This window comes from Janthinobacterium kumbetense, from assembly GCF_023703445.1.
In the GTDB taxonomy this organism is placed as follows: Bacteria; Pseudomonadota; Gammaproteobacteria; order Burkholderiales; family Burkholderiaceae_D; genus Janthinobacterium; species Janthinobacterium kumbetense.
Genome location: NZ_JAMQGR010000008.1, coordinates 233027 through 259050, shown reverse-complemented (window position 1 = coordinate 259050; position 26024 = coordinate 233027). Strand labels below are relative to the sequence as shown.

General features: G+C 63.5%; 27 protein-coding genes. 16 read left to right on the top strand and 11 right to left on the bottom strand.

The features are described 5' to 3' along the window. Position 1 precedes the first annotated feature (1 nt). From cobO to NCG91_RS21380, 7 genes are read left to right on the top strand one after another with little or no spacing between them, the layout of a single operon-like run. Entirely contained in the window at positions 2-634 is a 633-nt protein-coding gene (cobO, locus tag NCG91_RS21410; protein WP_251351098.1) for a cob(I)yrinic acid a,c-diamide adenosyltransferase, read from the top strand. 7 nt (positions 635-641) lie between these two features. Continuing rightward, positions 642-1208, top strand: a complete 567-nt coding sequence (gene cobU, locus NCG91_RS21405; protein WP_251351097.1) for a bifunctional adenosylcobinamide kinase/adenosylcobinamide-phosphate guanylyltransferase — start codon at positions 642-644, stop codon at positions 1206-1208. Continuing rightward, positions 1202-2155: an adenosylcobinamide-phosphate synthase CbiB gene (gene cbiB / locus NCG91_RS21400; RefSeq protein WP_251351096.1), complete on the top strand. Its 954-nt coding sequence runs from the start codon at positions 1202-1204 to the stop codon at positions 2153-2155. Before cobU ends, cbiB begins: the two co-directional genes overlap by 7 nt. Next, positions 2148-3134 (top strand): threonine-phosphate decarboxylase CobD, encoded by a 987-nt coding sequence (gene cobD / locus NCG91_RS21395; protein ID WP_251351095.1) that lies wholly within the window; start codon positions 2148-2150, stop codon positions 3132-3134. The genes cbiB and cobD overlap by 8 nt, the downstream gene beginning before the upstream one ends. After that, the gene (locus NCG91_RS21390; RefSeq protein ID WP_251351094.1) at positions 3131-4042 is read left to right on the top strand and encodes a cobalamin-binding protein; all 912 of its coding nucleotides are present in this window, start codon (positions 3131-3133) and stop codon (positions 4040-4042) included. The genes cobD and NCG91_RS21390 overlap by 4 nt, the downstream gene beginning before the upstream one ends. After that, positions 4039-4860 carry an ABC transporter substrate-binding protein gene (locus NCG91_RS21385; RefSeq protein ID WP_251351093.1) on the top strand — a complete coding sequence of 274 codons (822 nt, stop codon included), beginning with the start codon at positions 4039-4041 and terminating at the stop codon, positions 4858-4860. Before NCG91_RS21390 ends, NCG91_RS21385 begins: the two co-directional genes overlap by 4 nt. Beyond that, entirely contained in the window at positions 4857-6311 is a 1455-nt protein-coding gene (locus NCG91_RS21380; RefSeq protein ID WP_251351092.1) for a cobyric acid synthase, read from the top strand. The genes NCG91_RS21385 and NCG91_RS21380 overlap by 4 nt, the downstream gene beginning before the upstream one ends. 3 nt (positions 6312-6314) lie before the next feature. Here NCG91_RS21380 and NCG91_RS21375 read toward each other — a convergent pair whose 3' ends face one another. Next, positions 6315-7472 (bottom strand): hypothetical protein, encoded by a 1158-nt coding sequence (locus NCG91_RS21375; RefSeq protein WP_251351091.1) that lies wholly within the window; start codon positions 7470-7472, stop codon positions 6315-6317. Positions 7473-7678: 206 nt separating this feature from the next. On the opposite strand from NCG91_RS21375, the gene NCG91_RS21370 reads away from it, so the two are divergent. The 6 genes from NCG91_RS21370 (at position 7679) to yacG (ending at position 13104) form a co-directional block, all read left to right on the top strand. Then, positions 7679-9151 carry a DHA2 family efflux MFS transporter permease subunit gene (locus NCG91_RS21370; protein ID WP_251351090.1) on the top strand — a complete coding sequence of 491 codons (1473 nt, stop codon included), beginning with the start codon at positions 7679-7681 and terminating at the stop codon, positions 9149-9151. A gap of 73 nt (positions 9152-9224) precedes the next feature. Next, positions 9225-10421 carry a type II secretion system F family protein gene (locus tag NCG91_RS21365; protein WP_251351089.1) on the top strand — a complete coding sequence of 399 codons (1197 nt, stop codon included), beginning with the start codon at positions 9225-9227 and terminating at the stop codon, positions 10419-10421. Between the two features lie 106 nt (positions 10422-10527). Continuing rightward, positions 10528-11397, top strand: a complete 870-nt coding sequence (locus tag NCG91_RS21360) for a prepilin peptidase (protein ID WP_099665416.1) — start codon at positions 10528-10530, stop codon at positions 11395-11397. Between the two features lie 31 nt (positions 11398-11428). Then, on the top strand, positions 11429-12076 hold the full coding sequence (gene coaE / locus NCG91_RS21355; RefSeq protein ID WP_251351088.1) for a dephospho-CoA kinase: 648 nt from the start codon (positions 11429-11431) through the stop codon (positions 12074-12076). A gap of 62 nt (positions 12077-12138) precedes the next feature. Continuing rightward, positions 12139-12894, top strand: coding sequence for a cell division protein ZapD (zapD, locus tag NCG91_RS21350; RefSeq protein WP_077399896.1), 756 nt, complete (start codon positions 12139-12141; stop codon positions 12892-12894). 18 nt (positions 12895-12912) lie between these two features. Beyond that, a complete protein-coding gene (yacG, locus tag NCG91_RS21345) occupies positions 12913-13104 on the top strand; it encodes a DNA gyrase inhibitor YacG (RefSeq protein WP_034748814.1) in 192 nt (63 codons plus the stop codon). Between the two features lie 3 nt (positions 13105-13107). On the opposite strand, the gene NCG91_RS21340 is transcribed toward yacG, so the two are convergent. From NCG91_RS21340 to argJ, 5 genes are all read right to left on the bottom strand, one after another. Beyond that, entirely contained in the window at positions 13108-13524 is a 417-nt protein-coding gene (locus tag NCG91_RS21340) for a PIN domain-containing protein (RefSeq protein ID WP_251351087.1), read from the bottom strand. A 6-nt stretch (positions 13525-13530) separates the two neighbouring features. Continuing rightward, positions 13531-13740: a FitA-like ribbon-helix-helix domain-containing protein gene (locus tag NCG91_RS21335; RefSeq protein WP_251351086.1), complete on the bottom strand. Its 210-nt coding sequence runs from the start codon at positions 13738-13740 to the stop codon at positions 13531-13533. Positions 13741-13859: 119 nt separating this feature from the next. Beyond that, positions 13860-14282: an NUDIX domain-containing protein gene (locus tag NCG91_RS21330; RefSeq protein WP_251351085.1), complete on the bottom strand. Its 423-nt coding sequence runs from the start codon at positions 14280-14282 to the stop codon at positions 13860-13862. Beyond that, the gene (locus tag NCG91_RS21325) at positions 14279-15160 is read right to left on the bottom strand and encodes an ATP-binding protein (RefSeq protein ID WP_251351084.1); all 882 of its coding nucleotides are present in this window, start codon (positions 15158-15160) and stop codon (positions 14279-14281) included. Before NCG91_RS21325 ends, NCG91_RS21330 begins: the two co-directional genes overlap by 4 nt. Beyond that, positions 15157-16395 (bottom strand): bifunctional glutamate N-acetyltransferase/amino-acid acetyltransferase ArgJ, encoded by a 1239-nt coding sequence (gene argJ, locus NCG91_RS21320; RefSeq protein ID WP_251351083.1) that lies wholly within the window; start codon positions 16393-16395, stop codon positions 15157-15159. The genes NCG91_RS21325 and argJ overlap by 4 nt, the downstream gene beginning before the upstream one ends. Positions 16396-16717: 322 nt before the next feature. Here argJ and NCG91_RS21315 point away from each other — a divergent pair, with 322 nt between their 5' ends. Further along, positions 16718-17980: an alpha/beta hydrolase gene (locus NCG91_RS21315; protein WP_251351082.1), complete on the top strand. Its 1263-nt coding sequence runs from the start codon at positions 16718-16720 to the stop codon at positions 17978-17980. Positions 17981-18060: 80 nt separating this feature from the next. Here NCG91_RS21315 and secA read toward each other — a convergent pair whose 3' ends face one another. Then, positions 18061-20829 (bottom strand): preprotein translocase subunit SecA, encoded by a 2769-nt coding sequence (gene secA, locus NCG91_RS21310; protein WP_099665423.1) that lies wholly within the window; start codon positions 20827-20829, stop codon positions 18061-18063. Between the two features lie 279 nt (positions 20830-21108). Between secA and NCG91_RS21305 the strand changes: the two genes are divergently transcribed. Then, on the top strand, positions 21109-21618 hold the full coding sequence (locus NCG91_RS21305) for a DciA family protein (protein ID WP_099665424.1): 510 nt from the start codon (positions 21109-21111) through the stop codon (positions 21616-21618). A 1-nt stretch (position 21619) separates the two neighbouring features. Here NCG91_RS21305 and lpxC read toward each other — a convergent pair whose 3' ends face one another. The 3 genes from lpxC to NCG91_RS21290 form a co-directional block, all read right to left on the bottom strand. Continuing rightward, positions 21620-22555 carry a UDP-3-O-acyl-N-acetylglucosamine deacetylase gene (lpxC, locus tag NCG91_RS21300; RefSeq protein WP_077399869.1) on the bottom strand — a complete coding sequence of 312 codons (936 nt, stop codon included), beginning with the start codon at positions 22553-22555 and terminating at the stop codon, positions 21620-21622. Between the two features lie 75 nt (positions 22556-22630). Continuing rightward, positions 22631-23473 (bottom strand): DMT family transporter, encoded by an 843-nt coding sequence (locus tag NCG91_RS21295; protein ID WP_099668227.1) that lies wholly within the window; start codon positions 23471-23473, stop codon positions 22631-22633. A 160-nt stretch (positions 23474-23633) separates the two neighbouring features. Continuing rightward, the gene (locus tag NCG91_RS21290; protein WP_251351081.1) at positions 23634-24413 is read right to left on the bottom strand and encodes a helix-turn-helix transcriptional regulator; all 780 of its coding nucleotides are present in this window, start codon (positions 24411-24413) and stop codon (positions 23634-23636) included. Positions 24414-24517: 104 nt separating this feature from the next. Between NCG91_RS21290 and NCG91_RS21285 the strand changes: the two genes are divergently transcribed. After that, positions 24518-25285 (top strand): class I SAM-dependent methyltransferase, encoded by a 768-nt coding sequence (locus NCG91_RS21285; RefSeq protein ID WP_251351080.1) that lies wholly within the window; start codon positions 24518-24520, stop codon positions 25283-25285. Between the two features lie 140 nt (positions 25286-25425). Here NCG91_RS21285 and NCG91_RS21280 read toward each other — a convergent pair whose 3' ends face one another. Further along, on the bottom strand, positions 25426-25932 hold the full coding sequence (locus NCG91_RS21280; RefSeq protein WP_251351079.1) for a peroxiredoxin: 507 nt from the start codon (positions 25930-25932) through the stop codon (positions 25426-25428). Positions 25933-26024: the final 92 nt, after the last annotated feature.

Genomic DNA, 26024 nt, shown 5'->3' with positions numbered 1-26024 from the left:
CATGAGCGACAACAAAAACATCGACGCGGACACCGCGGCCATCAACGAACGCCACCGCGTGCGCATGGAACGCAAAAAAGCCATCATCGACGCGGCCATCGCCAAGGCCGACAAGGAAATCGGCATCATCATCGTCAACACGGGCAATGGCAAGGGCAAGAGTTCGAGCGGCTTCGGCATGGCCATCCGCGCCATGGGTCACGGCATGAAAGTGGGCGTGGTGCAGTTCATCAAGGGCGCCATGTCGACGGGCGAAGAAAAATTCCTGCGCCGCTTCCCCGATGAAATCAGTTTTCATGCGATGGGCGAAGGCTATACCTGGGAAACGCAAAACCGCGAGCGCGACATCGAAAAGGCCGAACTGGCGTGGGAACAGGCGAAGACCTTCCTGGCCGACCCCAGCTACGGCCTGGTGCTGTTCGACGAACTCAATATCGCCCTCAAATACAACTACCTCGACGTGCACAAGGTCATCGCCGACCTGCTGGAACGCCCGGCCATGCAGCACGTGGTCATCACGGGCCGTGGCGCGCCGGACGAATTGATCGCCATCGCCGACACCGTCACGGAAATGGCCGTCGTCAAGCATGCCTATGCGGCCGGCATCGGCGCGCAAATCGGCACCGAGTGGTAACAGCGCCATGACGCGCACCCTGGTCTTCGGCGGCGCCCGTTCCGGCAAGAGCGCCCATGCGGAAACGCTGGCCCGCGAGTCCGGCAAGGAAGTGATCTACATCGCCACCGCGCAGGCGGGCGATGCTGAAATGGCCACGCGCGTCAGGCACCACCGAGCGCAACGCCCGGCCGAGTGGGTAACCCTGGAAGAACCACTGCGCCTGGGCGACGCCATCCTGCGGGAAGCACTGCCAGGCCGGCTGCTGCTGGTCGACTGCCTGACCCTGTGGCTGACCAACCTGATGTTTTCCAGCGGCGAGACCTATCCGGACGTAGGCGACATCGCCCTGCCCGAGCTGTTCCACAGCGAGCGCGCGCACCTGCTGTATGCGCTGGCCGAAATCGAAGACACCGGCTGCGACCTCGTTCTCGTGTCGAACGAAGTGGGCATGGGCATCGTGCCCTACGGCGCCATCTCGCGCTGCTTCACCGATGAAGCGGGCCGTTTGAATCAGGCCGTGGCGGCCGTGTGCGACAAGGCTGTCTTTGTGGCCGCCGGCCTGCCGCTGTACCTGAAAGGCGGCCCATGCTGAGCGGCTTGTCGCTGCCCATGCTGGCCGCCTTGATGGCGGCCGGCGTGCTGCTCGACCTGCTGCTGGGCGAGACGCGCCGCTGGCATCCGCTGGTGGGCTTTGGCCGCCTCGCCAGCGCGCTGGAGCGCCTGCTGAACCGGGGCCGTGGGCGCTTCCTGCGCGGCGTGCTGGCGTGGTCGCTGGCCGTGCTCCCCATCAGCTATGCCGCCTACTGGCTGTGCGGCCTGGTGGGCGCCGCCCTCCACGTTTTCCTGCTGTACCTATGTCTGGGCCTGCGCAGCCTGCGCGACCACAATCAGCCCATCGCCGACGCCCTGGCCATCGATGACCTGGACAACGCGCGCCTGCTGACGGCGCGCATTGTCAGCCGCGACACGGCCAATGCCGACGCGGCCAGCCTGGCCACGGCCAGCACCGAATCCCTGCTGGAAAACGGCAACGACGCCGTCTTCGGCACCCTGTTCTGGTTTGCCGTGGCGGGCGGCCCCGGCGCCGTGCTCTTCAGGCTGGCCAATACGCTGGACGCCATGTGGGGCTACCGCAACGCACGCTACGACTGGTTCGGCTGCTGCGCCGCGCGCATCGACGACCTGTTGAATTATCTGCCGGCGCGCCTGACGGCCCTGTCGTACGTCTTGCTGGGCAAGACCATGGCGGACAAGCAGCGCGCGTGGCAGTGCTGGCGCAGCCAGGCACCCAACTGGGGCAGCCCGAATGCGGGCCCCGTGATGGCCAGCGGCGCCGGCGCCTTGGGCCTGGCCCTCGGCGGCGACGCCATCTACGACGGCGAACTGGAACGCCGCCCGCCTTTGGGCAGTGGCCGTCCCGCCGAAGCGCGCGATATCGACCGCGCCTGGCGCCTGGTGGCTGAAACGGCCGTGCTGTGGCTGATCTGGATGGCGCTGCTGGCAAGCCTGTTCTACCTGAAAGGAAAATACCTTGCTTGAACATGGCGGCAACCTGCGCGACGCAGCGCGCGAATACGGCAGGCCGTTGGAAGACTGGATCGACCTGTCGACCGGCATCAACCCGCACTGGTATGCAGCGCCAGCACCGAACGCCAATGCCTGGCACCGGCTGCCGGAAGCCGATCCCGCGCTGGCCGCTGCCGCCTGCGCGTATTACGACGCGCCAGCCATGCTGCCCGTGGCCGGCACGCAGGCTGCCATCCAAGCCCTGCCCCGGCTGCGCGCGCCGTCGCGCGTGGTGGTGGCCGCGCCGTCGTATGCGGAACATGCGCACCACTGGGGCCAGCACGGCCACCAGTTGCGGCAAGTGCCGTATGCGCAGCTGGCCGATGCGGTCGACCGCTGCGACGTGCTGGTCGTCTGCAATCCCAACAATCCCACGGGCGAGCGCATCGCGCCCGAGCTGCTGCTGGAGTGGGCGGACAAACTGGCCGCGCGCGGCGGCTGGCTGGTGGTCGATGAAGCGTTTGGCGACACGGAATCGTGCGCCAGCCTGGGCTCCCACTCTGCCCGGCCGGGACTCATCGTGCTGCGCTCCGCCGGCAAATTCTTTGGTCTGGCGGGACTGCGCCTGGGCTTTGTCGCCGCCCATCCAGCCTTGCTGGCACAGCTGGCCGACCTGCTGGGCCCATGGACCGTCAGCGGCCCGGCGCAGCACGTGGCGCTGGCCGCCCTCGCCGACACGCATTGGCAGGACGCGATGCGCGAGCGCCTGCGCGGCGAAGGCAAGCGCCTGCGCCAGCTATTGGCAGCGCACGGCATCGCCAGCAGCGGCACGGCGCTGTTCCAGTGGTGGCCGGAAGAGCGCGCCGAAGCGTTCTGGCGCCACATGGCGGAATCGGGCATCTGGGTGCGCCTGTTCCGCCACGCCGCCCACGGCATCCGCCTGGGCCTGCCCCCCGACGAACACGCCTGGCTGCGCCTGCAGCAGGCCCTCACCACATGGAAACACATATGAACCACTTGAAAACAGCACTGCTGCTGGCCGGACTGGTCTCGCTGCAGGCGCAGGCCGCCATCACCGTGCGCGACGACGACGGCAATGCCGTCACCGTGGAAAAACCGGCGCGGCGCATTCTGGCGCTGGCGCCGCATGTGACGGAACTGCTGTTCGCGGCCGGTGGCGGCGACAGGATCGCCGGTGTCGTCAGCTACAGCGACTACCCGGAAGCTGCAAAGAAGATCACGCAAGTGGGCGACAACCGCCAGTACGACATGGAACGCATCATCGCCCTGAAGCCGGACCTGATCGTCGTGTGGATGCATGGCAGCGCCGAGCGCCAGATCGCCATGCTGCGCCAGTTGAAGGTGCCCATCTATCACAGCGAACCGCGCAAGCTGGCCGACATCCCCGACAGCATGGAACGCCTGGGGCAGCTGATGGGCACGGAAAAAACCGCCAAACCGGCGGCGGCCCAGCTGCGCGCTAAACTGGCCAGCCTGACGGCGCAATACGCGCAGCGCCAGCCCGTGCGCGTGTTTTACCAGGTGTGGGACAAACCCTTATATACCTTGAGCGGCGCGAGCATCATCAGCGATTCCATGCGCGTGTGCGGCGCGCAAAATGTCTTTGCCGCGATGAAGGTGGTGGCGCCCGTCGTCACGCCGGAAGGCGTGCTGCAGGAAGACCCGGAAGTCATCTTCGGCACCAGCGAAAAAAGCGATCCGCGCAGCGAAGGCGGCCTGGCCATGTGGCGCGCCTTCCCGTCGATGACGGCCGTGCGCAAGAATAACCTGTTCCGCCTGAACGGCGACCTGCTGAACCGCGCCGGCCCGCGCATGATCGAGGGCACGGCCGCCATGTGCGAACAACTGGAAGTGGCCCGCCAGCGCCGCAACACGCCCGCAGCCAAGGCCGCGCCATGAGTCACGCAGCGAGTCACTACCAGCGCATCGCCTGCCTGTCGACGGAAGCCGTGGAGACGCTGTATGCGCTGGGCGCCGAAGACGTCATCGCGGGCATTTCCGGCTTTACCGTGCGTCCGCCCCGCGCGCGCGAGGAAAAGACCAAGATCAGCGGTTTTTCCTCTTCCAGCCTGGAGCGCATCCTGGCCGTCCAGCCCGATCTCGTGATCGGTTTTTGTGACATGCAGGCCGATATCTGCCGCGACCTCGTCAAGGCTGGCGTCGAGGTACACCAGTTCAACCAGCGCACGGTGGAAGGCATCCTGCGCATGATCGGCGTGCTGGCCGCACTGGTGCAGCGCGAGGAAGCGGGACGTGAACTGATCGCCAGCCTGCGCGTCGACATCGCAGCCGCCCGGGCCCGCGCCGCAGCCTGGACGCGCAAGCCCGTGATTTACTTTGAAGAGTGGAACGATCCGCTGATGAGCGGCATCGGCTGGGCGGCGGAATTGATCGGCATCGCCGGCGGCGCCGACGCCTTCCCGGAATTGTCCGCGCAGCCGGGCGCGAAAGAGCGCATCATCGCCGATCCGCAAGAGGTGGTGCGGCGCGCGCCCGACATCATCATTGCCACCTGGTGCGGCAAGAAGTTCCAGCCGGCGCAGCTGACGGCACGTCCGGGCTGGGATGCGATTCCCGCCGTACGCAATGACATGCTGTTCGAGATCAAGTCGCCCGACATTCTTTCGCCCGGTCCGGCCGCCATCACGCAAGGCTTGCGCCAGATCAGCGACATCATCGCGCAGTGGCAGGAGAATCAGAAAGAGCGGCAGGCATGAAGACACCCTTCCCCGCCCTGATGGTGCAAGGCACGACGTCGGACGCGGGCAAGAGCACCGTCGTCGCGGCCCTGTGCCGCCTGTTGAAACGCCGTGGCGTGACGGTAGCGCCGTTCAAGCCGCAAAACATGGCCTTGAATAGCGCGGTGACGGGCGACGGCGGCGAGATCGGCCGCGCGCAAGCCTTGCAGGCGCTGGCCTGCGGCATCGCGCCGCACACGGACATGAATCCGGTGCTGCTGAAGCCTTCGTCGAACACGGGCGCGCAAGTGATCATCCACGGCAAAGCGCGCGCCGAGATGGATGCGCGCGACTACCAGCAATATAAAACCATCGCCATGGGCGCCGTGCTGGAATCGTACGCGCGCTTGCGCCAGCAGTACGACGCCGTCGTCGTCGAAGGCGCGGGCAGCCCCGCCGAAGTCAATTTGCGCGCGCGCGACATCGCCAACATGGGGTTTGCGGAAGCCGTCGACTGTCCCGTGATCCTGGTGGCCGACATCGACCGTGGCGGCGTCTTCGCGCACATCATCGGCACCCTGGCCTGTTTGTCCGACAGCGAACGGGCGCGCATCCTTGGCTTCGTCATCAACCGCTTCCGCGGCGATATCTCGCTGCTACAACCGGGCATCGAGTGGCTGGAACAGCAGACGGGCAAACCCGTGCTGGCCGTGCTGCCCTACCTGCAAGGCCTCTTCCTCGACGCGGAGGACGCCGTCGAAGCGATGCAGGCCGAACGCGGCGCCTTCAAGGTGGTGGTGCCGCAACTGCCGCGCATCAGCAACCACACGGATGTCGACGCGCTGCGCGCCCATCCCGATATCGACCTGCAATTCATCAAACAGGGACAGCCGATTCCAGCGGCCGACCTGGTGATCCTCCCCGGCAGCAAGAACACGCGCGGCGACCTGGCGTGGCTGCAGCAGCAAGGCTGGCCCGCCTACCTGGCAAAACACCTGCGCTATGGCGGCAAGGTGCTCGGAATCTGCGGCGGCTTCCAGATGCTGGGGCAGTCCGTACGCGATCCGCTGGGCGTGGAAGGCGCGGCGGGAGAGTCGGCGGGACTGGGTATGTTCGACATGGCGACGGAGCTGACGCGCGACAAGCGGCTGGAACAGGTGCGCGGCCACTGCGCGTTTGCCGGCGCGGCCGATGCGCCCGTGGCAGGCTATGAAATCCACATGGGCATTTCGCATGGCGCGGCGCTGGCGCAGCCGGCTTTTGTCATCGACGGCCGTCCGGAAGGGGCGGTATCGGGCGACGGGCAAATCCTCGGCAGCTATTTGCACGGCATGTTCGACACGCCCGCCGCGTGTGCGGCGCTGCTGCGCTGGGCGGGGCTGGACTCCGGCCACACGGTGGATACCGCCGCCCTGCGCGAGGCCAGCCTGGAGCGCATCGCCGATGCGGCCATCCCGCTGCTGGCGGCCCTGGATCGCATCAAACGCTAACGATTATTTTTTCAGGCACATGCCCATGTACGAGCGGTCGGTCGAAAATTCGACGGCCATGCTTGATGACACGGGCATGAACATCGAATAGTCGGCCGGCACGTCGGCGGGGTCCTTGAACACGGCGATGCCGTCGACATCGACGGCCTGCGCACCCAAGCCCAGCTTGTTCAGGGTCACGTTTTCCGCGTGCACCTTGCCCGTGCCGTTATTGGTGATGGTCGCCGCATTGCTGGCGATGTCGATCTTACCCGTCGTGCCACCCTGCGCCGCACAGGCGTAGCTGCCATTGATTTCCGTGCCGATTTTCTGCTGTCTGGCCGCCACGATGGTGCCCACGCGCAGGACGTTTTCCTGGTTGCGGCTGTAGCGGTCGATGAACAGCGCCAGCCCCCGGTCCCCCGCATGCACGTGCACGATGCCGAAGTCCTGGCTGCCCTGGCGGGCGACGAGCAAGCCGTTCTTCGCATCCTTGACCAGGGTCAGGCTGGCGTTTTCCGCTTCCAGCAGCGGCGATACTGGCGAGCACACGCCTTGCGCATTGAACACGCCGCCATTGCACAGTTGGGCCGCCCCGTCGGCAGCGATCTTGAGACTGCCTTTCGGATTGAAACGGTCACCTCCGTTCGAGGCATTGCGCATGCCGCCCAGGAAGATATAGTTGCCGGCCAGCTTGGCCACGTCACCCACCGCATAGCCGGTGCCGCTGACGGTCGAGACCACACTACCCAATTTGATGTTGCCAGAAAGAAGACGCGTGCGCGCATCGACGGCGACGCTGAAATCCGTTGCCGTGTAAGTGGTGAGATTGCCGGTGGTGGACGCGGTAAACGTGCCGCTGCGGTCGCTCAAGCCGAACTGCGTCGACAGCACGCGGATGGCATAGGTTTTCTTGACGCTGTCGAACGTGATGCGCCAGGTGTCGCCGATATCGGCAGCCACGTCATACACGCTTTCATCGGCGCTGGCGCCGGCAATGACGCTCAAGCCAGCCTCCCTGGCCACGGCAACTGACGCCACCGTCACACTGTCGGCGGGAACGACGGGAGGCGTCACGACGGCCGGCGGTGTCACCGGCGTCGCTGGCCTGCCGCCATCGCTGCCGCCACCGCATGCGGACAGGGCCGCGCCCAGGACAAGGAACGTAAGTGCATTTTTCATGTGGAGTGACTTTCAGGGAAAAGAGGTAGGAGCAGCCAGAAAACACATGCTAGCCTTGTCCGCAATCTATTGCCATAGAACAAATGTTCCATGGACTACGCCCCCGGCACGTTGCCAAAAGGGAAGGCGCGGGCGGCACGCCGGCGCCATTTATGTGACAATTCATCGTACTGTCGGCTCCGTTTCTCCTCTTCAGGCTCGCATCCATGACCAGTTCCCCCATTAAAAGCTACCTTCCCTGGGTGGTTGCCACCGCTCTGTTCATGGAGCAACTCGACTCCACCATCGTCAACACCGCCATCCCCGCCATGGCCGCCAGCCTGAATGTGACGCCGCTGAGCCTGAAAGCCGTCGTCACCAGCTACATCCTGAGCCTGGCCGTGTGCATTCCCATCAGCGGCTGGATGGCCGACCGCTTCGGCACGCGGCGCGTGTTTTCCGCCGCCGTCGCCATCTTTACCCTCGCCTCCATCCTGTGCGGCCTGTCCGTGAATGCGCCCATGCTGGTGGCCGCGCGCCTGCTGCAAGGGGTGGGCGCAGCCATGATGATGCCGGTGGGCAGGCTCACCATCATCCGCACCTTTCCCAAGTCGCAACTGCTGGCGGCCATGAATTTCGTCATCATCCCCGCCCTGATCGGTCCCCTGCTGGGGCCCACGGTCGGCGGGCTGATCGTGCACTGGCTGTCGTGGCGCGAGATTTTCTTCGTCAACGTGCCTGTCGGCCTGGTCGCGCTGTATCTGGCGCACCGCTACATGCCCGATTACTACGGCGACAAGCCCCGTCCGCTGGACTTGATCGGCCTCGTGTTGTTCGGCACGGGTATCGCGCTGCTGTCATGGCTGCTGGAAATTTTCGGCGAACACCGCATCGACGGCACCTCGTTTGCCGTGCTGCTGTTCATCTCCATCAGCCTGCTGGCCGCGTATGTCTGGCATTCAAGCGAAGTGCTGCATCCGCTGCTGCGCCTGACCCTGTTCAAGATCCGCACCTTCCGCGTTTCCGTGGTGGGCGGCTTCGTCACGCGCCTGGGCGTGGGTGGCCTGCCCTTCCTGCTGCCGCTGCTGTACCAGCTGGGCCTGGGCTTGCCCGCCTGGCAATCGGGCTTGCTGATGATGCCGTCGGCCGCTGCCGCCATGGGCATGAAATTCATTTCCGCGCGCGTGCTGGCCCGCTTCGGCTATCGCCAGGTACTGATCGTCAACACCGTGCTGATCGGCGTGACCATCGCCATGTTTTCGCAGGTGAGCGCGGGCACGTCCCTGTACGTCATCGTCGCCATCAGCCTGTGCATGGGTTTTTTCAATTCGCTGCAGTTTTCCAGCATGAATACCATCGCGTATGCCGACGTCGACAAGAACGATTCGAGCATGGCCAGTACGATCGCCAGCTCGATGCAGCAACTGTCGATGAGCTTTGGCCTCGCCTTCGGTTCGCTGATCACGGGCTGGTACCTGGGCGACATGCCGCAGTCGGACCGCGCCATGCTCAGCACGGCCCTGCATCACGCCTTCCTCACCTTGGCCGCCCTGACGGTGCTGTCCTCGCTGACCTTCTGGACCTTGCGCCGCGACGATGGCGAAAGCATCAGCAAGGGCACGGACAGCGACGAGGAGGATGCGGCCGACGTCAAGGCCCAGGCCGCTGTGCAGACGGAAGTGCAAACCACGAAAGGCTGAGCCACATCAAGCTTGCCGCCAGCGCCGCTGGTACTTTTTCCTGACGCTGCTATCGTGATGACAGGAGGTGCACATGGCGGCCGAGCGGCGCTTTGCGTGGAAGGGCACGGACCGCCAAGGCAAGCCGGTCGACGGCGTCTTGCGCGCCGCCGACGTCTGCGCTGCCAAAGCCACATTGAGAAGCCAGGGCATCCTGGCCACCCGGGTGCAGGCTGCGCGCAGCGCACCGGGCAAGGCCATCACGCGCAAGGATATCGCGCTGTTTACGCGCCAGCTGTCGACCATGATGGCGGCTGGCGTGCCGCTGCTGCACGCCTTCGACATCGCCGGCAAGGGCCATGCCAAGCCCGCCATCACGGCGCTGATGCGCGACTTGCGCCACGACATCGAAGCGGGCAGCAGCCTGCAGCAGGCGTTCCGCCAGTTCCCGCTGCTGTTTGACGAACTGTATTGCAACCTGCTGGCGGCAGGCGAACAGGCCGGCATCGTGCAAGACTTGCTGGCGCGCCTGGCCACGCATCAGGAAAAGGCCATCGCCCTGCGGCGGAAGGTGCGCGGCGCGCTGATGTATCCGCTGGCCATCGTACTCGTCGCCTTCGTCGTCACGGCCATCATCATGAGCGTGGTCGTGCCCGCTTTCCGCCAGGTCTTCGACAGCTTCGGCGCGCCCTTGCCGCTGCCCACCCTGCTCGTCATGGGCGTGTCCGCCTTTGTTGTCCGCTACTGGCTGGCCTTGCTGGCGGTACTCGTGCTCGCTTGCGTGCTGCTGCACCTGGCCTGGCGCCGTTCTCCAGCGTGGCGGCGCAACACGCAACTGCGGGCGCTGCGCCTGCCCGTGTTCGGTCCCCTCTTGCGCAAGGCGGCGATCGCCCGCTGGACGCGCACCTTGGCCGCCATGTTCGCCGCCGGCGTACCGCTGCTCGACTCGCTCGGCCTGGTGGGCGCCGCCTCCGACCACGCGCTGTACCAGGAAGCGACGACGCGCATCGAACGCGAAATCCGCGCCGGCGGCAGCCTGGCGCTGGCCATGGAACACAGCGGCGTGTTCCCTCCCTTGCTGACGCAGCTGACCCTGATCGGCGAGGAGTCCGGCGCGCTCGACGCCATGCTGTCGCGCGCGGCCGACATCATCGAGGCCGATATCGACGCCACCGTGGCCACCCTTTCCACGCTGCTGGAACCGGCGCTGATGGTGGTGCTTGGCGTGCTCGTCGGTTCCCTCGTGATCGCCCTGTATTTGCCGATTTTCAAGCTGGGGGCCGTGATTTGACCATTCACCCGCCTAAAACGTCCCCATGTGCCGGCGGATGTTTTACACTGCGGCAGTGCCAGGCAATGTTTGCACGGCAACATTCATCACCTCAGACAAGTTCACCATGCTGCAAGATACCCTGCTGTTCGCCGCGCCCGGCAATCTGCCCGTCGCCCTCGTTGCCGCCCTGTTCGGCCTGATCGTCGGCAGCTTCCTGAATGTGGTGATCCACCGCGTGCCGAAAATGATGCAGCGCGAATCCGATAATTATGTGGCGGAAGAAAGCGGCTTGCCCTTGCCGCACACGGACCGCTACAACCTGATGCTGCCGCACTCGAACTGCACCGCTTGCGGCCACCGCATCACGGCCATGGAAAACATTCCCGTCGTCAGTTATCTGCTGCTGCGCGGCAAATGCAGCGCCTGCAAGGCGCCCATCTCCGTGCGCTATCCGCTGGTCGAGCTGCTGACGGGCGCGCTGTCGGCCCTCCTGGTCTGGCACTTCGGCAGCGGCTGGACGGGCCTGGCAACGCTCGTGTTTGCCTGGCTGCTGATCGCCATGACCTTCATCGACGCCGATACGCAAATGCTGCCGGACGACCTCACCTTCCCCCTGCTGTGGGCGGGCTTGCTGATCAATATCAATGGCACTTTCGTACCCCTGCAGGACGCCGTCATCGGCGCTGCCGCCGGCTACCTGGCTTTGTGGGCCGTGTACTGGGCCTTCAAGCTGGCGACAGGCAAGGAGGGAATGGGCTATGGTGACTTCAAATTGCTGGCGGCGCTCGGTGCGTGGCTGGGCTGGACCATGCTGCCGACGATCATCTTGTTGTCGTCGCTGGTCGGCGCCGTGGTCGGCATCGGCCTGATCGTGTTTGCCAAGCGGGGGCGCGACAAACCGATTCCGTTCGGCCCCTACCTGGCGGCGGCAGGCCTGATCGCGCTGCTGTACGGCACGCCCCTGTCGCGCCTCACGCTGGGCCTGACCAGCTGACCCACGCAACACTGCCCCTATGGAAAAACACATGCAACTACATAACGCACCGTATTTCAGCGTGGGTCTCACCGGCGGCATCGGTTGCGGCAAGAGCACCGTGGCCGACCAGTTCGCCGCGCTGGGCGCCTCCATCGTCGACACGGACCAGATCGCGCACAGCCTGACGGCGCCCAATGGCGCGGCCATGCCGGCCCTGGTGGCGGAATTCGGCCCCGACTACGCCGATGCGCGCGGCGCCCTCGACCGCTCAAAAATGCGCAACCTCGTATTCGCCGACGCCGCCGCCAAGGCAAAACTGGAAGCCATCCTGCACCCGCGCATCCGCCAGGCGACCCTGGCGGCCGCCGCCGAAGCGACGGGCAGCTACGTGATCTTTGCCGTCCCCCTGCTCGTCGAGTCCGGCGGATGGGTGGAACGCGTCAACCGGGTGCTCGTCATCGATTGCCTGGAAAGCCTGCAAGTGTCGCGCGTGATGGCGCGCAATGGCTTATCGGAAGAACAAGTCAAAGCCATCATGGCCACGCAGGCCACGCGCACCATGCGCCTGGCGGCGGCGGACGATGTGATCGACAATAATGGCGATTTGGCCGCCCTGGCGCCGCAGATTGCCCAGTTGCACGATTTATATCTGGCATTTTCAAAAAGAATGGCCGGAATCGGGCCGCAACGTTTGTAATTTGTCGACGCTTGGTTCAAAATCACGGGATTGTTTGCAGGTCCTTACTTAAGGGAATTATTTTGATTGTCTACGAATACCCTTTCAACGAACGCATACGTACCTTGTTGCGGCTGGAAGACCTGTACGACAAATTCAAGTTCTTCATCCAGCAAGAGCATGCAATGCAGCACCATGTTGCCTTGGCAACTATTTTCGATATGCTCGAAGTGGCTGGCCGCGCCGACCTGAAGTCCGACCTGCTGCAGGAACTCGAGCGCCAGCGCCAAAGCCTGCTCGGATACCGCAGCAATCCGAATGTGGAACCGGAAACCCTGGACGCCATCCTCGGTGAACTCGACAGTGTCAGCGGCGCCCTGGTGGCGGCGCAAGGCAAGACGGGCCAGAATATCCGCGACAATGAATGGCTGATGAGCATCCGCGGCCGCACCATCATCCCGGGCGGCGCCTGCGAATTCGACTTGCCGTCCTACTTTGCCTGGCAGAAACGCAGCTCGGAACAGCGCCTGACCGACATCCACGCCTGGTTCGCCCCGCTCGCACCGCTGTTCGACGCGCTGGCCCTGGTATTGCGCCTGCTGCGCGATTCCGGCGGACCCGTTAAACTGATCGCCAATGGCGGCAGCTACCAGCAAATGCTGCAAGGCAAGGTATACCAGATGCTGCGCCTGAGCCTGGATGAAAGCAGTGGCGCCATCCCGGAAATTTCCGCCAACAAATATATGCTGTGGGTACGCTTCACCACCCAGGGCGGCGACTTGAAGCCCAAACCGCTGGAAGAAGATGTACCATTCGAGCTCACGCTCTGTAATTTTTAACTGTTACTTATTTGCCCCATCATGACCGTCGTTAACTGCCCTACCTGTGCCGCCAAAGTCGAATGGACTGAAGCCAACAAATTCCGCCCCTTCTGCTCGGAACGCTGCAAGCAGATCGACCTGGGTGCCTGGGCCGAAGAAAAATACACGATCCCCGCCGCCGATCCGTTTGAAGATCCATTGGCGGACGAAGACAACAAGCCGCAATAATTCTCAGCGAAACGGATTTTCCAGGCGCAGCCCCTGCGCCGAGAAACTGTCCAGCCTGCCGCTGACCACCGTCAAGCCATAGGCGATGCCCATCGCCGCAATCTGCCCATCGACGCCATGCGCGTGGCCGCGAGCATGCAGGCGGGCGCACACGAGGGCGCAATCGAGGTCGAATTCCAGCAGCCGCGGCGCATAGTCTGCCAGCACGGCTTCCAGCCAGCCTTCCAGCGCCAGTGCTTCCAGCGCCGCTTCGCGCCGCCAGCTGCGCTGTATGCCTGCGCGCAATTGCGCGATCACCTGTACCGGTACATAGCGCATTTCCGGCGCCACCCGTTCGAAAAATGCGCGCACGCCCTCCGGCGCCGCGCTGCCCTTGCGCGCCGCAACGATCACATCCGTGTCGACCAGGTAGGCGGACATCGCACGTCAGGTGCGGCGCTCGAAATCCGCATCAAGCCCCACGTCGGGCATGCCGCGCAAAATATCGTCGAGCGGACGCTTCGGCAGCGGCCGCAAGGCGCTGCGCAGAATGTCGCGGTGCTCGTCTTCGATGCTGCGGCCATGCGCGCGCGCACGCTTGTGCAGGGCGGCAATCAGCAATTCATCGGTATCGGTAAAGGTCAGTGTCAGCGGCATGCGCAACTCCCAATGCTAGATGAAAGCACTGTAGCGCAAAGCGCGCGCGATACAAGGAAAGTCACAGGAAAGCTTGCGCCAGCACGCAGCATGGTGCTGCCCGCTGGCACAAGTGTCAATCAGGCAAGCGCCAGCGATTCCCGGCGTACCTCGTCCAGCCATTCCAGCAAGGGAATGGTGGCCGGCAGCAAGGGTTCCACGCCGACCGTGCCCTGCCAGGCGAACGCCTGCCCTTCCAGGCTTTGCGGCTCGCCCCGCCACTCGCGGCTGATATAGAAATGCAGGCGCACGTGGGCGTGCGGATACACGTATTCGACGCCGCACCAGGCCTCGGCACTGTCGATATATAAACCCAGTTCCTCGACAAACTCGCGCTTCAAGGCGTCAAAAATGGCTTCGCCCGGCTCGACTTTGCCGCCAGGAAACTCCCAATAGCCGTCATACGGCTTGCCGGCCGGGCGCTGGCCCAGCAACACGTCGCCATTCGGCTTCATCAGGATGCCGACGGCGACATCCACCGGTGTCACTTTCATATCACTCATTGCGGCAACTTTCCCGCAGGTAGTTTCCCAGCATAGTCGCGCGCGAATTGCCATGCCACCCGGCCCGAACGGGAACCGCGCTGCAAGGCCCAGCGCAGGGCGTCGCCGCGCGCCTGCGCGATCTGTTCCGGCGTGCAGCCGAACGAAGCGAGCCAGTGCGCTGCGATATCGAGGTAGTCATCCTGCTTGAACGGGTAGAACGACAGCCACAGGCCGAAGCGCTCGGACAGCGAGATTTTCTCTTCCACCGTCTCGCCCGGATGCAAATCGCCGTCGTCATCCGTCTTGTAGCTGCTGTTGTCCGACATGCGTTCCGGCATCAGGTGACGGCGGTTCGACGTGGCGTAGATCAGCACATTGTCCGATTGCGCGGCGATGCTGCCGTCGAGCGCCACTTTCAGCGCCTTGTAGCCGCTCTCGCCCTCTTCGAACGACAGGTCGTCGCAAAAGATGATGAAGCGCTCGGGGCGCGCCGCCACCAGGTCGACGATGTCGGGCAAGTCGGCAAGATCCGCCTTGTCCACTTCGATCAGGCGCAGGCCTTGATCGGCGAACTGGTTCAGGCATGCCTTGATCAGCGACGACTTGCCCGTGCCGCGCGCGCCCGTCAGCAACACGTTGTTGGCGGGACGTCCGCTGACGAACTGGCGCGTATTTTGCTCGATCTGCGCCTTTTGCGTGCCGATATTGTGCAAGTCATCCAAGGCGATGGACGACACGTGCGCCACGGCCTGCAGATGGCTGGCCGCGCCCTGGCGCCGGCGCCAGCGGAAGGCAAAGCTGCTCCAGTCCGTCGCCGGCAAGGCCGGCGGCAAGATCGACTCGAGGCGCGCCAGTACCCGTTCGGCGCGGATCAGGAATTGATCGAGGCCGGTCATGAGCGGTAGTCGGCGTTGATCGACACGTAGTCATGCGACAAATCGCACGTCCACAGGGTAGCCGTGGCATCGCCGCGCGCCAGTTTCACGCGGATGGTGATTTCGCTTTGCTGCATCACGCGCTGGCCATCCTGTTCCTGGTAGTCCGGGTTGCGGCCGCCGTTCTTGGCCACCCACACGTCGTCCAGATACAGGTTCAATTGACCCACATCAAGGTCGTCCACGCCCGCGTAGCCGATGGCGGCCAGGATGCGGCCCAGGTTCGGGTCGGAGGCAAAGAACGCCGTCTTTACCAGCGGCGAATGGGCGATGGAATAGGCGATCTTGCGGCACTCTTCCACGTTGCGGCCGTCTTCCACGGTCACGGTCATGAATTTCGTCGCGCCTTCGCCGTCGCGCACGATGGCTTGCGCGAGAAAAGTAGACAGTTCGGTCACGGCAGCCGCCAGTTCAGCATAGTGCGGCGAGTCGATGGAATCGATGACCAGGCTGCCCGCGCCCGTGGCTACCAGCATGAACGAGTCATTGGTGGACGTGTCGCCGTCGATGGTGATGCAGTTGAACGATTTATCGGCCGCCTGCTTCACCAATTGGTCGAGCACCGGTTGCGCCACGGTGGCGTCAAACGCGAGGAAACCCAGCATCGTGGCCATGTTCGGCTTGATCATGCCGGCGCCCTTGCTGATGCCCGTCAGGGTCACCGTGTGGCCGCCGATGGCGACGGTGCGCGAGCCGGCTTTCGGCTGCGTGTCGGTGGTCATGATGGCTTCGGCGGCCGAGAACCAGTTGTCCGGCGTCAGTGCGGCGACGGCTTGCGGCAAGCCGGCGACCAGGCGCTGCACGGGCAAGGGTTCGAGGATCACGCCGGTGGAAAACGGCAGGATTTGCTGCGGCGTGCAGCCCAGCAGCTCGGCCAGCGCGGCGCAGCTGGCCTGCGCGTCAGCCAGGCCCGATTCGCCCGTGCCCGCATTCGCGTTGCCCGTATTGACCAGCAGCGCGCGGATCGGCGCGGCGCCGGCCGTCACGGCGGCCAGGTTGGCCTTCGAGATTTGCACGGGCGCGGCGCAGAAGCGGTTCAAGGTGAACACGCCGGCCACGGTGGCCGTCGGCGCCAGTTTCAATACCAGCAAATCCTTGCGGTTGGGTTTCTTGATGCCGGCTTCGGCAACACCGATTTCAATGCCGGCGACGGCTTTCAAGTCGGCGGCGACGGGCTTGGGGGAATTGACGGCCATGGTGATTTCTTCTGCGAGGGAAAAGGGAAGCGCTATTGTAGCGCCTTCGCGGCGCCGGTGAACATGCGGCAAGGGAATAGTCGCGCCGGCCAGGGCAGTCGCGAAGCGGGTCGGCAACATGACCAAGCTTGCGATTTATCAGAACGCCGCCGCCTGGCGGCGCTAAGGTATAGGAACAGACGATCACGCGTCTCGCACAAGCGCCCGGGGAGGGGATGTCATGGCGCATGGAAAATCCTACCGCATGCATCGCAGCGATTCAGGCTCGTCATGCCCGTTGCGTCTATGGTGTTTATGCTGCCTGTTTTGCCTGCTGGCCTCTTTGACGGCCTGTACGCTGCCAGGCGAACCGGCCGATCATGCCATCGGCCACGCCACCGATCTGGCATCCACAGCGCCGCCGGCCGCTGAAACGCCGCCAGCGGCAGAATTTCCACCCGCGACCGGGGTGGGACGGCCACCGCCAACCTTCCCATGGAGCAGCTCATGGTCAGGCATCGGCGGCCTGGTCGGCAATCTGGGCAACCTGGCCGGCAGCAGCGGCATGCTCACGGGCAGCAGCGGCATGGCCAAGCCTGGCAACGATCCACCGCCGGCCGGCGCCGTGCACGTCACCGTGTACTACGCCACCGACAGGCAATACCAGGCCAGCAGCCGCAGCTATGGCTGGCAGCCCAACCGCGCCGCGCCCCACCTGAGCTACGGCAGCGTCCTCGTCAGCATCCCGGACAAAAGAGCGCCGGGCGAACTGCCGCTGCCGCCCTGGTACGCCATCCTGTCCGGCGACGATGCGCAAAAATATGTGCTGATCAAGGGAACCACGCGCCTGTCGCGCGCGGATTTCCTCGCCACCGTCAAGGCAAGCATTCAAGCCGCACCGGAACGCCGCGCCGCCTTCATCTATATCCATGGCTACAGCAATTCCTTTGACGACGCCGCCCGGCGCACGGCGCAGATGGCCGTCGACCTCGATATCGGCGCCCTGCCCGTGTTCTACAGCTGGCCATCGAAAGGCTCGATGGCCGGCTACGAATACGACCAGAATTCCGCCGAATGGACGCAGGCGCACCTGCAGGCGTTCCTGGCCGATTTCGCGGAGCACTCCTCGGCCACCGATATCTACCTCATCGCCCACAGCATGGGCAACCGTCCGATGACCGTGGCCCTGGCCAACCTGCTGGAAAAGCGCCCCGACCTGCTGCCCCTGTTCAAGCAGGTGGTGCTGGCGGCGCCGGACATCAATGCCGATGTCTTCCGCGACCAGATCGCCCCCCGCTTTGCCAGCCTCAAGCTCTCCGCCACCCTGTACGCGTCCGCGAACGACAAGGCGATCCGCGCTTCCTACAACTTTGCCGACTGGGACAGGATAGGCGACATCCGCGGTCCCGTCGTCGGCATTCCCGGCATGGAGCTCGTCGATGCCTCGGCCGTCATCATGAACTTCATGGGGCACGATTACTTCGCCAGCAACCGCGTCTTGCTGACCGATATCGCCACCATGATCAAGACGGGGCAACGGGCAAAAAATCGCGGCGGCTTGAAGGGCATTCCCTCGCAGGCGCCGCAATACTGGGCCTTTCCCTGAGCCGGGGCCGGGCAAGGCATGCCGGGCATAAAAAAACGGAGACCGCGGTCTCCGTTCTTGTTCAGGCCATGCAGCGGGCTTTACGCCAGCTTGCCGTGGCAAGCCTTGTACTTCTTGCCGCTGCCGCAAGGGCATGGGTCGTTACGGCCCACTTTGACGCCCATGCTCACGCTCATGTCGTCGACGTTGTCCATGTTGCCGCCGGCCGAAGGAGCCAGCAGTTCTTCCGGCGCCGCGTTCGGGTCGAATTCGGCGTGCTGGTAGTGCACGTTTTCCACGTGCGACTGCTGCATCGCCTGTTCGGCCGCATCGACTTCTTCGCGCGACTGGATACGCACCGTCATCACGTGTTTCGTGACGTCGTTCTTGATCATGTCGAGCATCTGGCCAAACAGTTCAAACGCTTCGCGCTTGTATTCCTGTTTCGGATTCTTCTGCGCATAACCGCGCAGGTGAATACCCTGGCGCAGGTGATCGAGCGCCGCCAGGTGTTCACGCCAGTGGCTGTCCACGCTTTGCAGCATGACATTGCGTTCGAAGCCGCCGAACGATTCCTTGCCGACGATATCGATCTTCGACTGGTACACGGCATCGGCCGCGGCCAGCACTTTTTCCAGGATCTCTTCGTCCGTCAGGGTCGAATCGGCTTCCAGCATTTCATGCAGCGGCAAGTCGAGCTGCCATTCGCTCGCCAGGGTATTTTCCAGGCCCTTGATATCCCACTGCTCTTCCACCGATTCATGCGGCACGTACTCGTGCACCAGGTCGGTGAACACGCCATGACGCAAGGAAGCGATCATGTCGGAAATATCGGTCGTTTCCAGCAGCTCGTTACGCTGCTGATAGATGACCTTGCGCTGGTCGTTGGCGACGTCATCGTATTCCAGCAATTGCTTGCGGATATCGAAGTTGCGCGCTTCAACCTTGCGCTGGGCCGATTCGATCGAACGCGAGACGATGCCTGCCTCGATCGGTTCGCCTTCCGGCATTTTCAGACGGTCCATCACAGCGCGCACGCGGTCGCCGGCGAAGATGCGCAGCAGCGCGTCGTCGAGCGACAGGTAGAAGCGTGACGAACCCGGATCACCCTGGCGGCCGGCACGGCCACGCAGCTGATTGTCGACGCGGCGCGATTCGTGGCGTTCGGTGCCGATGATGTGCAAGCCGCCCGCATTGACCACGTGGTCGTGCAGGGATTGCCATTCATCGCGCAAGGTCTGCGACTGGGCTGCCTTGTCGGCGTCGCTCAGCTCAGGATTGGCTTCGATGAACTTGATCTGGTTCTCGACGTTACCGCCCAACACGATGTCCGTACCGCGACCGGCCATGTTGGTGGCGATGGTGATGGCTTTCGGACGGCCTGCCTGGGCGATGATTTCCGCTTCGCGCGCATGCTGTTTCGCGTTCAGCACGTTGTGCGGCAAACCGGCCTTGGTCAGGATGCCCGACAACAGTTCCGAGTTCTCGATCGAGGTCGTACCCACCAGCACGGGCTGGCCGCGCTCGTAGCAGTCGCGGATGTCGTTCAACATCGCGTTGTACTTTTCCGCCGACGATTTATAGACCTGATCCTGGCGGTCCTTGCGCTGCAGCGGACGGTTTTGCGGAATCACGACCGTTTCCAGGCCGTAGATTTCCTGGAATTCGTACGCTTCCGTATCGGCCGTACCCGTCATGCCGGCCAGCTTGGCGTACATGCGGAAGTAGTTCTGGAAGGTGATCGAGGCCAGGGTCTGGTTCTCGTTCTGGATCTTGACGCCCTCTTTCGCTTCGACGGCCTGGTGCAAGCCATCGGACCAGCGGCGGCCCGTCATCAGGCGGCCCGTGAATTCATCGACGATCACCACTTCATTGTTCTGCACCACATAGTGCTGATCCTTGAAGTACAGCGCATGCGCGCGCAGGGCCGCATACAGGTGATGCACGAGGGTGATGTTGGCCGAGTCGTACAGCGAGGCGCCTTCCGGCAGCAGGCCCATCTCCATCAGGATGCCTTCGGCCTTTTCGTGGCCGGCTTCCGTCAGCAGCACCTGGTGCGCTTTTTCATCCTTGGTGTAGTCGCCCGGCACTTCAACCTTGCCCTTGCCATCCGGCGTTTCTTCGCCGATCTGCAAAGTCAGGCGCGCAGGCACTTCATTGATCTTGTGATACAGGTCCGTATGGTTCTCGGCCTGGCCCGAAATGATCAGCGGCGTACGCGCTTCATCGATCAGGATCGAGTCGACTTCATCGACGATGCCGAAGTTCAGGCTGCGCTGCACGCGCTCGCGCGCTTCGTAGACCATGTTGTCGCGCAGGAAGTCGAAACCGAATTCATTGTTCGTGCCATACGTGATGTCGGAATTGTACGCCTGCTGCTTGGCGCTGTGCTCCATCTGCGACATGTTCACGCCAGTCGACAGGCCCAGCCATGCGTACAGGCGGCCCATGGTCTCGGCATCGCGCTGCGCCAGGTAATCATTGACGGTGACGATATGCACGCCCTTGCCCGACAAGGCATTCAGGTAGGCTGGCAAGGTTGCCATCAGGGTCTTGCCCTCGCCCGTGCCCATCTCCGCGATCTTGCCAAAATGCAAGACCATGCCGCCGATCATCTGCACATCGAAATGGCGCATGCGCAGGACGCGCTTGCTGGCCTCGCGGCAGACGGCAAAGGCTTCCGGCAGCAAGGCATCGAGCGATTCGCCGGCGGCGATGCGTTCCTTGAAGGCAGGCGTCTTCGCTTGCAGCTCGGCATCCGACAGCTTTTCGATGGCCGGCTCGAGCGCATTGATCTCGCGTACCGTTTTTTGGTATTGCTTGAGCAGCCGCTGGTTGCGGCTACCGAAAATCTGGGTCAGTAATGACATGCTTGAATTCTTGAAATAACGCCGTTAAAAAAAGCTCGGTAGGGAACAACGCGGTAGTAATCGCGTCACCGCACGGAGTTCGACTATGGCAAAAGACGATGATTTTATCATGCGTTCCCGACATGGTTGGGGTAATGCGCCATATAACAATAGCTTAATGACAAACAAATAGCAGAAATTGCGGACATTTTCCATACTGTAAGGCAATACGGTCCGCCCGCCTGCACCGCACCCGCCGCCGCACTCGTCATGCGCGGGCTAGTGTGCTATGTTTCGGCCATGCGAACTCCCACTTATTCTCCGGCACCGCGCCGCGGTTACGGCTTTGCCCGCTCCGGCCCGGCCGTCACGGGCGCAACCGATTTTCTGCGCGGCAACGCGACGATGGCCTCCCTGATGCCCACCGTCACGCGCCTGGCCGCCCTGCAAAAAGATTGCGCCAAGGCCTTGCCGGCCATGTTCGAGCATTGCGACATCCTGCAGTTCGAGAGCGGCCAGTTGGTGTTGGCCACGCCGAACGCGGCGCTGGCGGCCAAGCTCAAGCAGCAATTACCAAAGTTACAAGGGGAGCTGGAAAGAAAAGGCTGGCAGATTTCAGGCATCAAGCTGAAAGTGCAAGTCATCAAGAGCATCGCGCCCATCGTGCATACGCGGGCGCTGGTCTTGCCGGAAAAAGCCATGTCGGCCCTGGAAGAGCTGAGCACGGCCCTGCCAGCGTCGAAGCAAAACGAGCAGTTGATCGCGGCGCTACGCAATATGGTGCGCCACCACCGCGAACCGAAGGATTAACTCAGGTCAACGACCACTCGCGCTCCATTTGACGCAGGTACGATTGCGGCGCCGCCTCATTTGTATCGAAGGAAACGATTTCATACGATTCCGGCTGTTCCAGCAGCGCCAGCAGCAGCTGGTTGTTCAGCGCGTGGCCCGACTTGTGCGCCGTGTAATACGCGAGCAAGGGGTGGCCCACCAGGTACAGGTCGCCAATCGCGTCGAGGATCTTGTGGCGCACGAACTCGTCTTCATAGCGCAAGCCATCGGCGTTGAGGATGCGGTATTCGTCCATCACGATGGCGTTTTCCAGCGAACCGCCACGGGCCAGACCCATGCCGCGCAAGCTTTCCACGTCCTGCATGAAGCCAAACGTGCGCGCACGCGCCACGTCGTGCACATACGACACGTCGCCGAAATCGACGGAGGCGCGCTGCATCGTGCCATCGACGGCCGGGTGATTGAATTCGATAAAGAAATCGAGCTTGAAGCCGTCATACGGCGACAAGCGCGCCCATTTCTCCGCGTCACCCTTGCCGTGACGCACTTCCACAGGCTTGATGACCTTGATAAATTTCTTTGGCGCTTGCTGCTCTTCCACGCCAGCCTGCTGCAGCAGGTAGACGAAGGACGAGGCGGAACCGTCCATGATGGGGATTTCTTCCGCATTCACGTCGATATACATATTGTCGACGCCCAGGCCGGCCGCAGCCGACATCAGGTGTTCCACTGTAGAAACCCTGGCGCCATCCTTGATCAGCACGGAAGCCATGCGCGTATCGCCCACGGCCATGGCGCTGGCGGGGAACTCGACGATGGGATCGAGGTCGATGCGGCGAAACACGATGCCCGTGTCGATCGCGGCAGGACGCAGAGTCAGCTCGACCTTGGTGCCAGAATGCAAACCGACACCGATGGTGCGGACCTGTTGTTTGATGGTGCGTTGTTTTAACATCTGTCGATTATATCTATTTGCCGGATTTTCGTTGCGGCGCGGCATGGCCCACGCCAGAAATACCACAACCGCTACTCATGGATGCTCGCTCTCGGCATGGACAGCCTCCCTGCGCACGAGGTAAATGCCGCTGCCGATGATGATGGCCGCACCGATCAGGGTGTATTCGTCGGGCAAGGCGCGCCACAGCATCCAGTCCAGGGCCATGCCCCAGGCCAGGGCCGAGTATTCGAACGGCGCCACGCTGGACGCCTTGCCATGACGAAACGCTTCCGTAATCGCCAACTGCCCCAGGAAGCCGCTCAGCGACAAGCCCGCCAGCAGCCACCAGTCTTCGCGGCGGATGCTCACCCACTCGTGCGCCGACAAGGCCACGCCGCCGAGGGCCATCATCACCATCAGCCAAAAGACCATGCTTTCGCTGGCGTCCGTGCGGCTGAGGATGCGGCCCGTGACGGCGGAAATGGCGTAACAGGCGGCCGAGCCCAGCACGGCCAGCCCGGCCACCGAAAAGAATCCCGATCCGTCGGGGCGCAGCGCCACCAGCACGCCCAGCAAACCCACGGCGATGGCGCACCAGCGCGCGAAGTCCACTTTTTCCTTCAGGATAAAAACCGACAGGACGGTAATCAGCAAGGGGGCGACGAAAAACAGCGCATACGTCTCGGCCAGCGACATGCGCTTCAGGCCGTAGGCAAACAGGGTGATCATCAACACGCCCAAGACGCCGCGCAACAGGTGCAGCGGCCAGCGCACCTTCAGCACATTCTTGAAGGCGCCGCGGTACAGCAGGTACAGGCAGACGAGCGGCAACGACGACAGGGCGCGCAAGGCCGTCACCTGCATCGGCGGGTAATGAGCGGACAACAGCTTCATGGCTGTGTCCATCAGGGAAAACATGGCGACGGCGACCAGCATCACATAGATGCTGCGCAGGTTGGGATTGCGGGGTATCAGGACAGACTCCTGGCGAAAGAGCGGGACCGTCATCATGGCGACGGCCGGAGCCAGGACAGCATGGTCTGGACAGGCAGGGCCAGGCGGTCAGCCCGATTATAACAAGCGCGGCCGTTTTACCTTATGACACAGGCAACAGCATCACCAGTTTCAAGTCGTGCTGGCGCGCCAGGTGCAGGGTCACTTGATTGAACGCAAGCAGGCCCTGTTGCGCATGCCGGAACTGGCGCAAGCCGCCATCACGGCCCTGCACCTGCTGCGCGCCCCACCACTGGCGAAATTCAAGGCTGGCATCGGCCAGTTCGGCGATCAGGCCAGCCAGCGGCGCCTGATCCGCCTGCCGGCCGATATCGGCGCGAAACTCCGCCACCAGGCGCTGCGCCCGCTCGGGCCAGCCGACGACCAGATCGCGCGCACCAGGTTCCAGGAACATGAAGCGCAACTGGTTCGGCGCGTCCGCGTCCCCGTCGCCGTGCAGCCAGCCCGTAAACAGCGTGGACGCCGCCCCGTTCCACGCCACGGCATTCCATGCGCGGTCCAGGATATACGCGGGCGCGTCGATGGCGGCGACGATGGCGGCCAACTCGGCGGCGGCAGGTCCCCCGCCCTCGCCTGCGCCATGGCTGGGGTCATGCTTGTCTGCCACCTCGAACAGGTAGGCGCGCTCGGCCGCGCTCAGCTGCAGCACCTGCGCCAGGCGCGCCAGCATCCTGGCCGATGCCGACACGGGCCGCCCCTGCTCCAGCCACGTCAGCCAGGTGGGACTGACATCGCACAGCTGTGCCAGCTCTTCGCGCCGCAAGCCAGGCGTGCGCCGCCGTCCGCCGCCGGGCAAGCCGGCCATGGCGGGGGTGACGGTTTCGCGCCGGGCGCGGATGAATTCAGCAAGTTTGTTCGACATGAAGGGGAAGCATGGTAGTAGATATACCAGTATAAGTTATGGTCTTGTTACAGGATAATTTTATCCCTATTCTGCAGGAACTCAGCCATCCACAGGAGAAAACCATGCAGCAGCACGATGTCGTTACCGAACAGTTTGGCAAGACGGCCAATGCCTACCTGAGCAGCGCCGTACACGCGCAAGGCGCCGACCTGGTGCTGATGCAGGAATGCGCGCGCCGCCATGGCAAGCCCACCGTCCTGGACCTGGGCTGCGGCGCCGGCCACGCCAGCTTCGCCGTCGCCCCCGTGGCGCAATCGGTGGTCGCCTATGACCTGGCGCAGCCCATGCTCGACGTGGTCGACTGCGCCAAGGTGCAGCGCGGCTTGCACAATATCAGCACGCAACAGGGCGACGTGGCCCGCCTGCCGTTTGCCGACGCCAGCTTCGACATGGTCGTCACGCGCTTTTCCGCGCACCACTGGAACGACGTGGCGGGAGCCCTGGCAGAAGCGTGGCGCGTGCTGCGCCCGAACGGCACCTTATTAGTGGTCGACATCGTCGCGCCCAAGACGGCCCTGTACGACAGCACCTTGCAGGCGGTGGAAATGCTGCGCGACGCGTCCCACGTACGCGACTACCGCAGCTGCGAATGGGGCGCCAAGTTTGACAACGCAGGTTTTACGCACAGCTTGCGCAGCGTGTGGAAACTGACCATGCAGTTCGACGAGTGGGTGGCCCGCATGCGCACGCCAAGCGAAAGAGTGGCGGCCATCCGCAACCTGTTCGATGGCGCGCCCGAGGAAGCGCGCCGGTATTTCGCACTGCAGGACGATTATTCGTTCAGCATCGATGCGGCCATGTTCGAGGCGAGCAAGCCGTCGGTACAATAAAAAAACGGCGCCGATGGCGCCGTTTTTACGTCAAAAAAGACAAGTCCCTGAAAAATGTTCAGGGCAAGGCGCATTGCCGCAGGCAGTACGAGTAGTACGCCAAGGCAGTGCAACGCCGCCATGGACTTTTTCTCAGGGACTTAAGCCAGTTGGCCCAGCAGCGTTTCCGCATTCGACACTTCAAACTTGCCGCCTTGCTCGATGTTCAATTGCGTCACGACGCCATTGTCGACCAGCAGCGAGTAGCGCTGCGAGCGCGTGCCCATGCCGTGCTTGGAAAAATCAGCGTCCAGGCCCAGGGCCTTGCTGTAGGCGGCATTGCCGTCAGCCATCATGCGCACGATGCCGGTAGCTTTCTGGTCGCGGCCCCAGGCGCCCATCACGAACGCGTCGTTGACGGAGATGCACCAGATTTCATCGACGCCCTTGGCTTTCAGGTCGGCGGCGTGCTTGACGTAGCCCGGCACGTGCTGTGCGGAGCAGGTCGGGGTGTAGGCGCCTGGCAGGCCGAAGATGGCGATCTTCTTGCCCTTGACCAGGTCTTGCACGTTGAACGTGTTCGGGCCCAGTGCGCAGCCTTCGGTTTCGCTTTCGATGAATTCGGCCAGGGTGCCTTCTGGCAGGGTGTCGCCGATCTTGATGGTCATGTTGACTCCTTGTGTACTGTCGGTTGAAGGCGCCGCCCGTTCCATGGAGCGGACAGCGCCCGTGATCTGGTTCTGCCGGCATGCTGCCGACA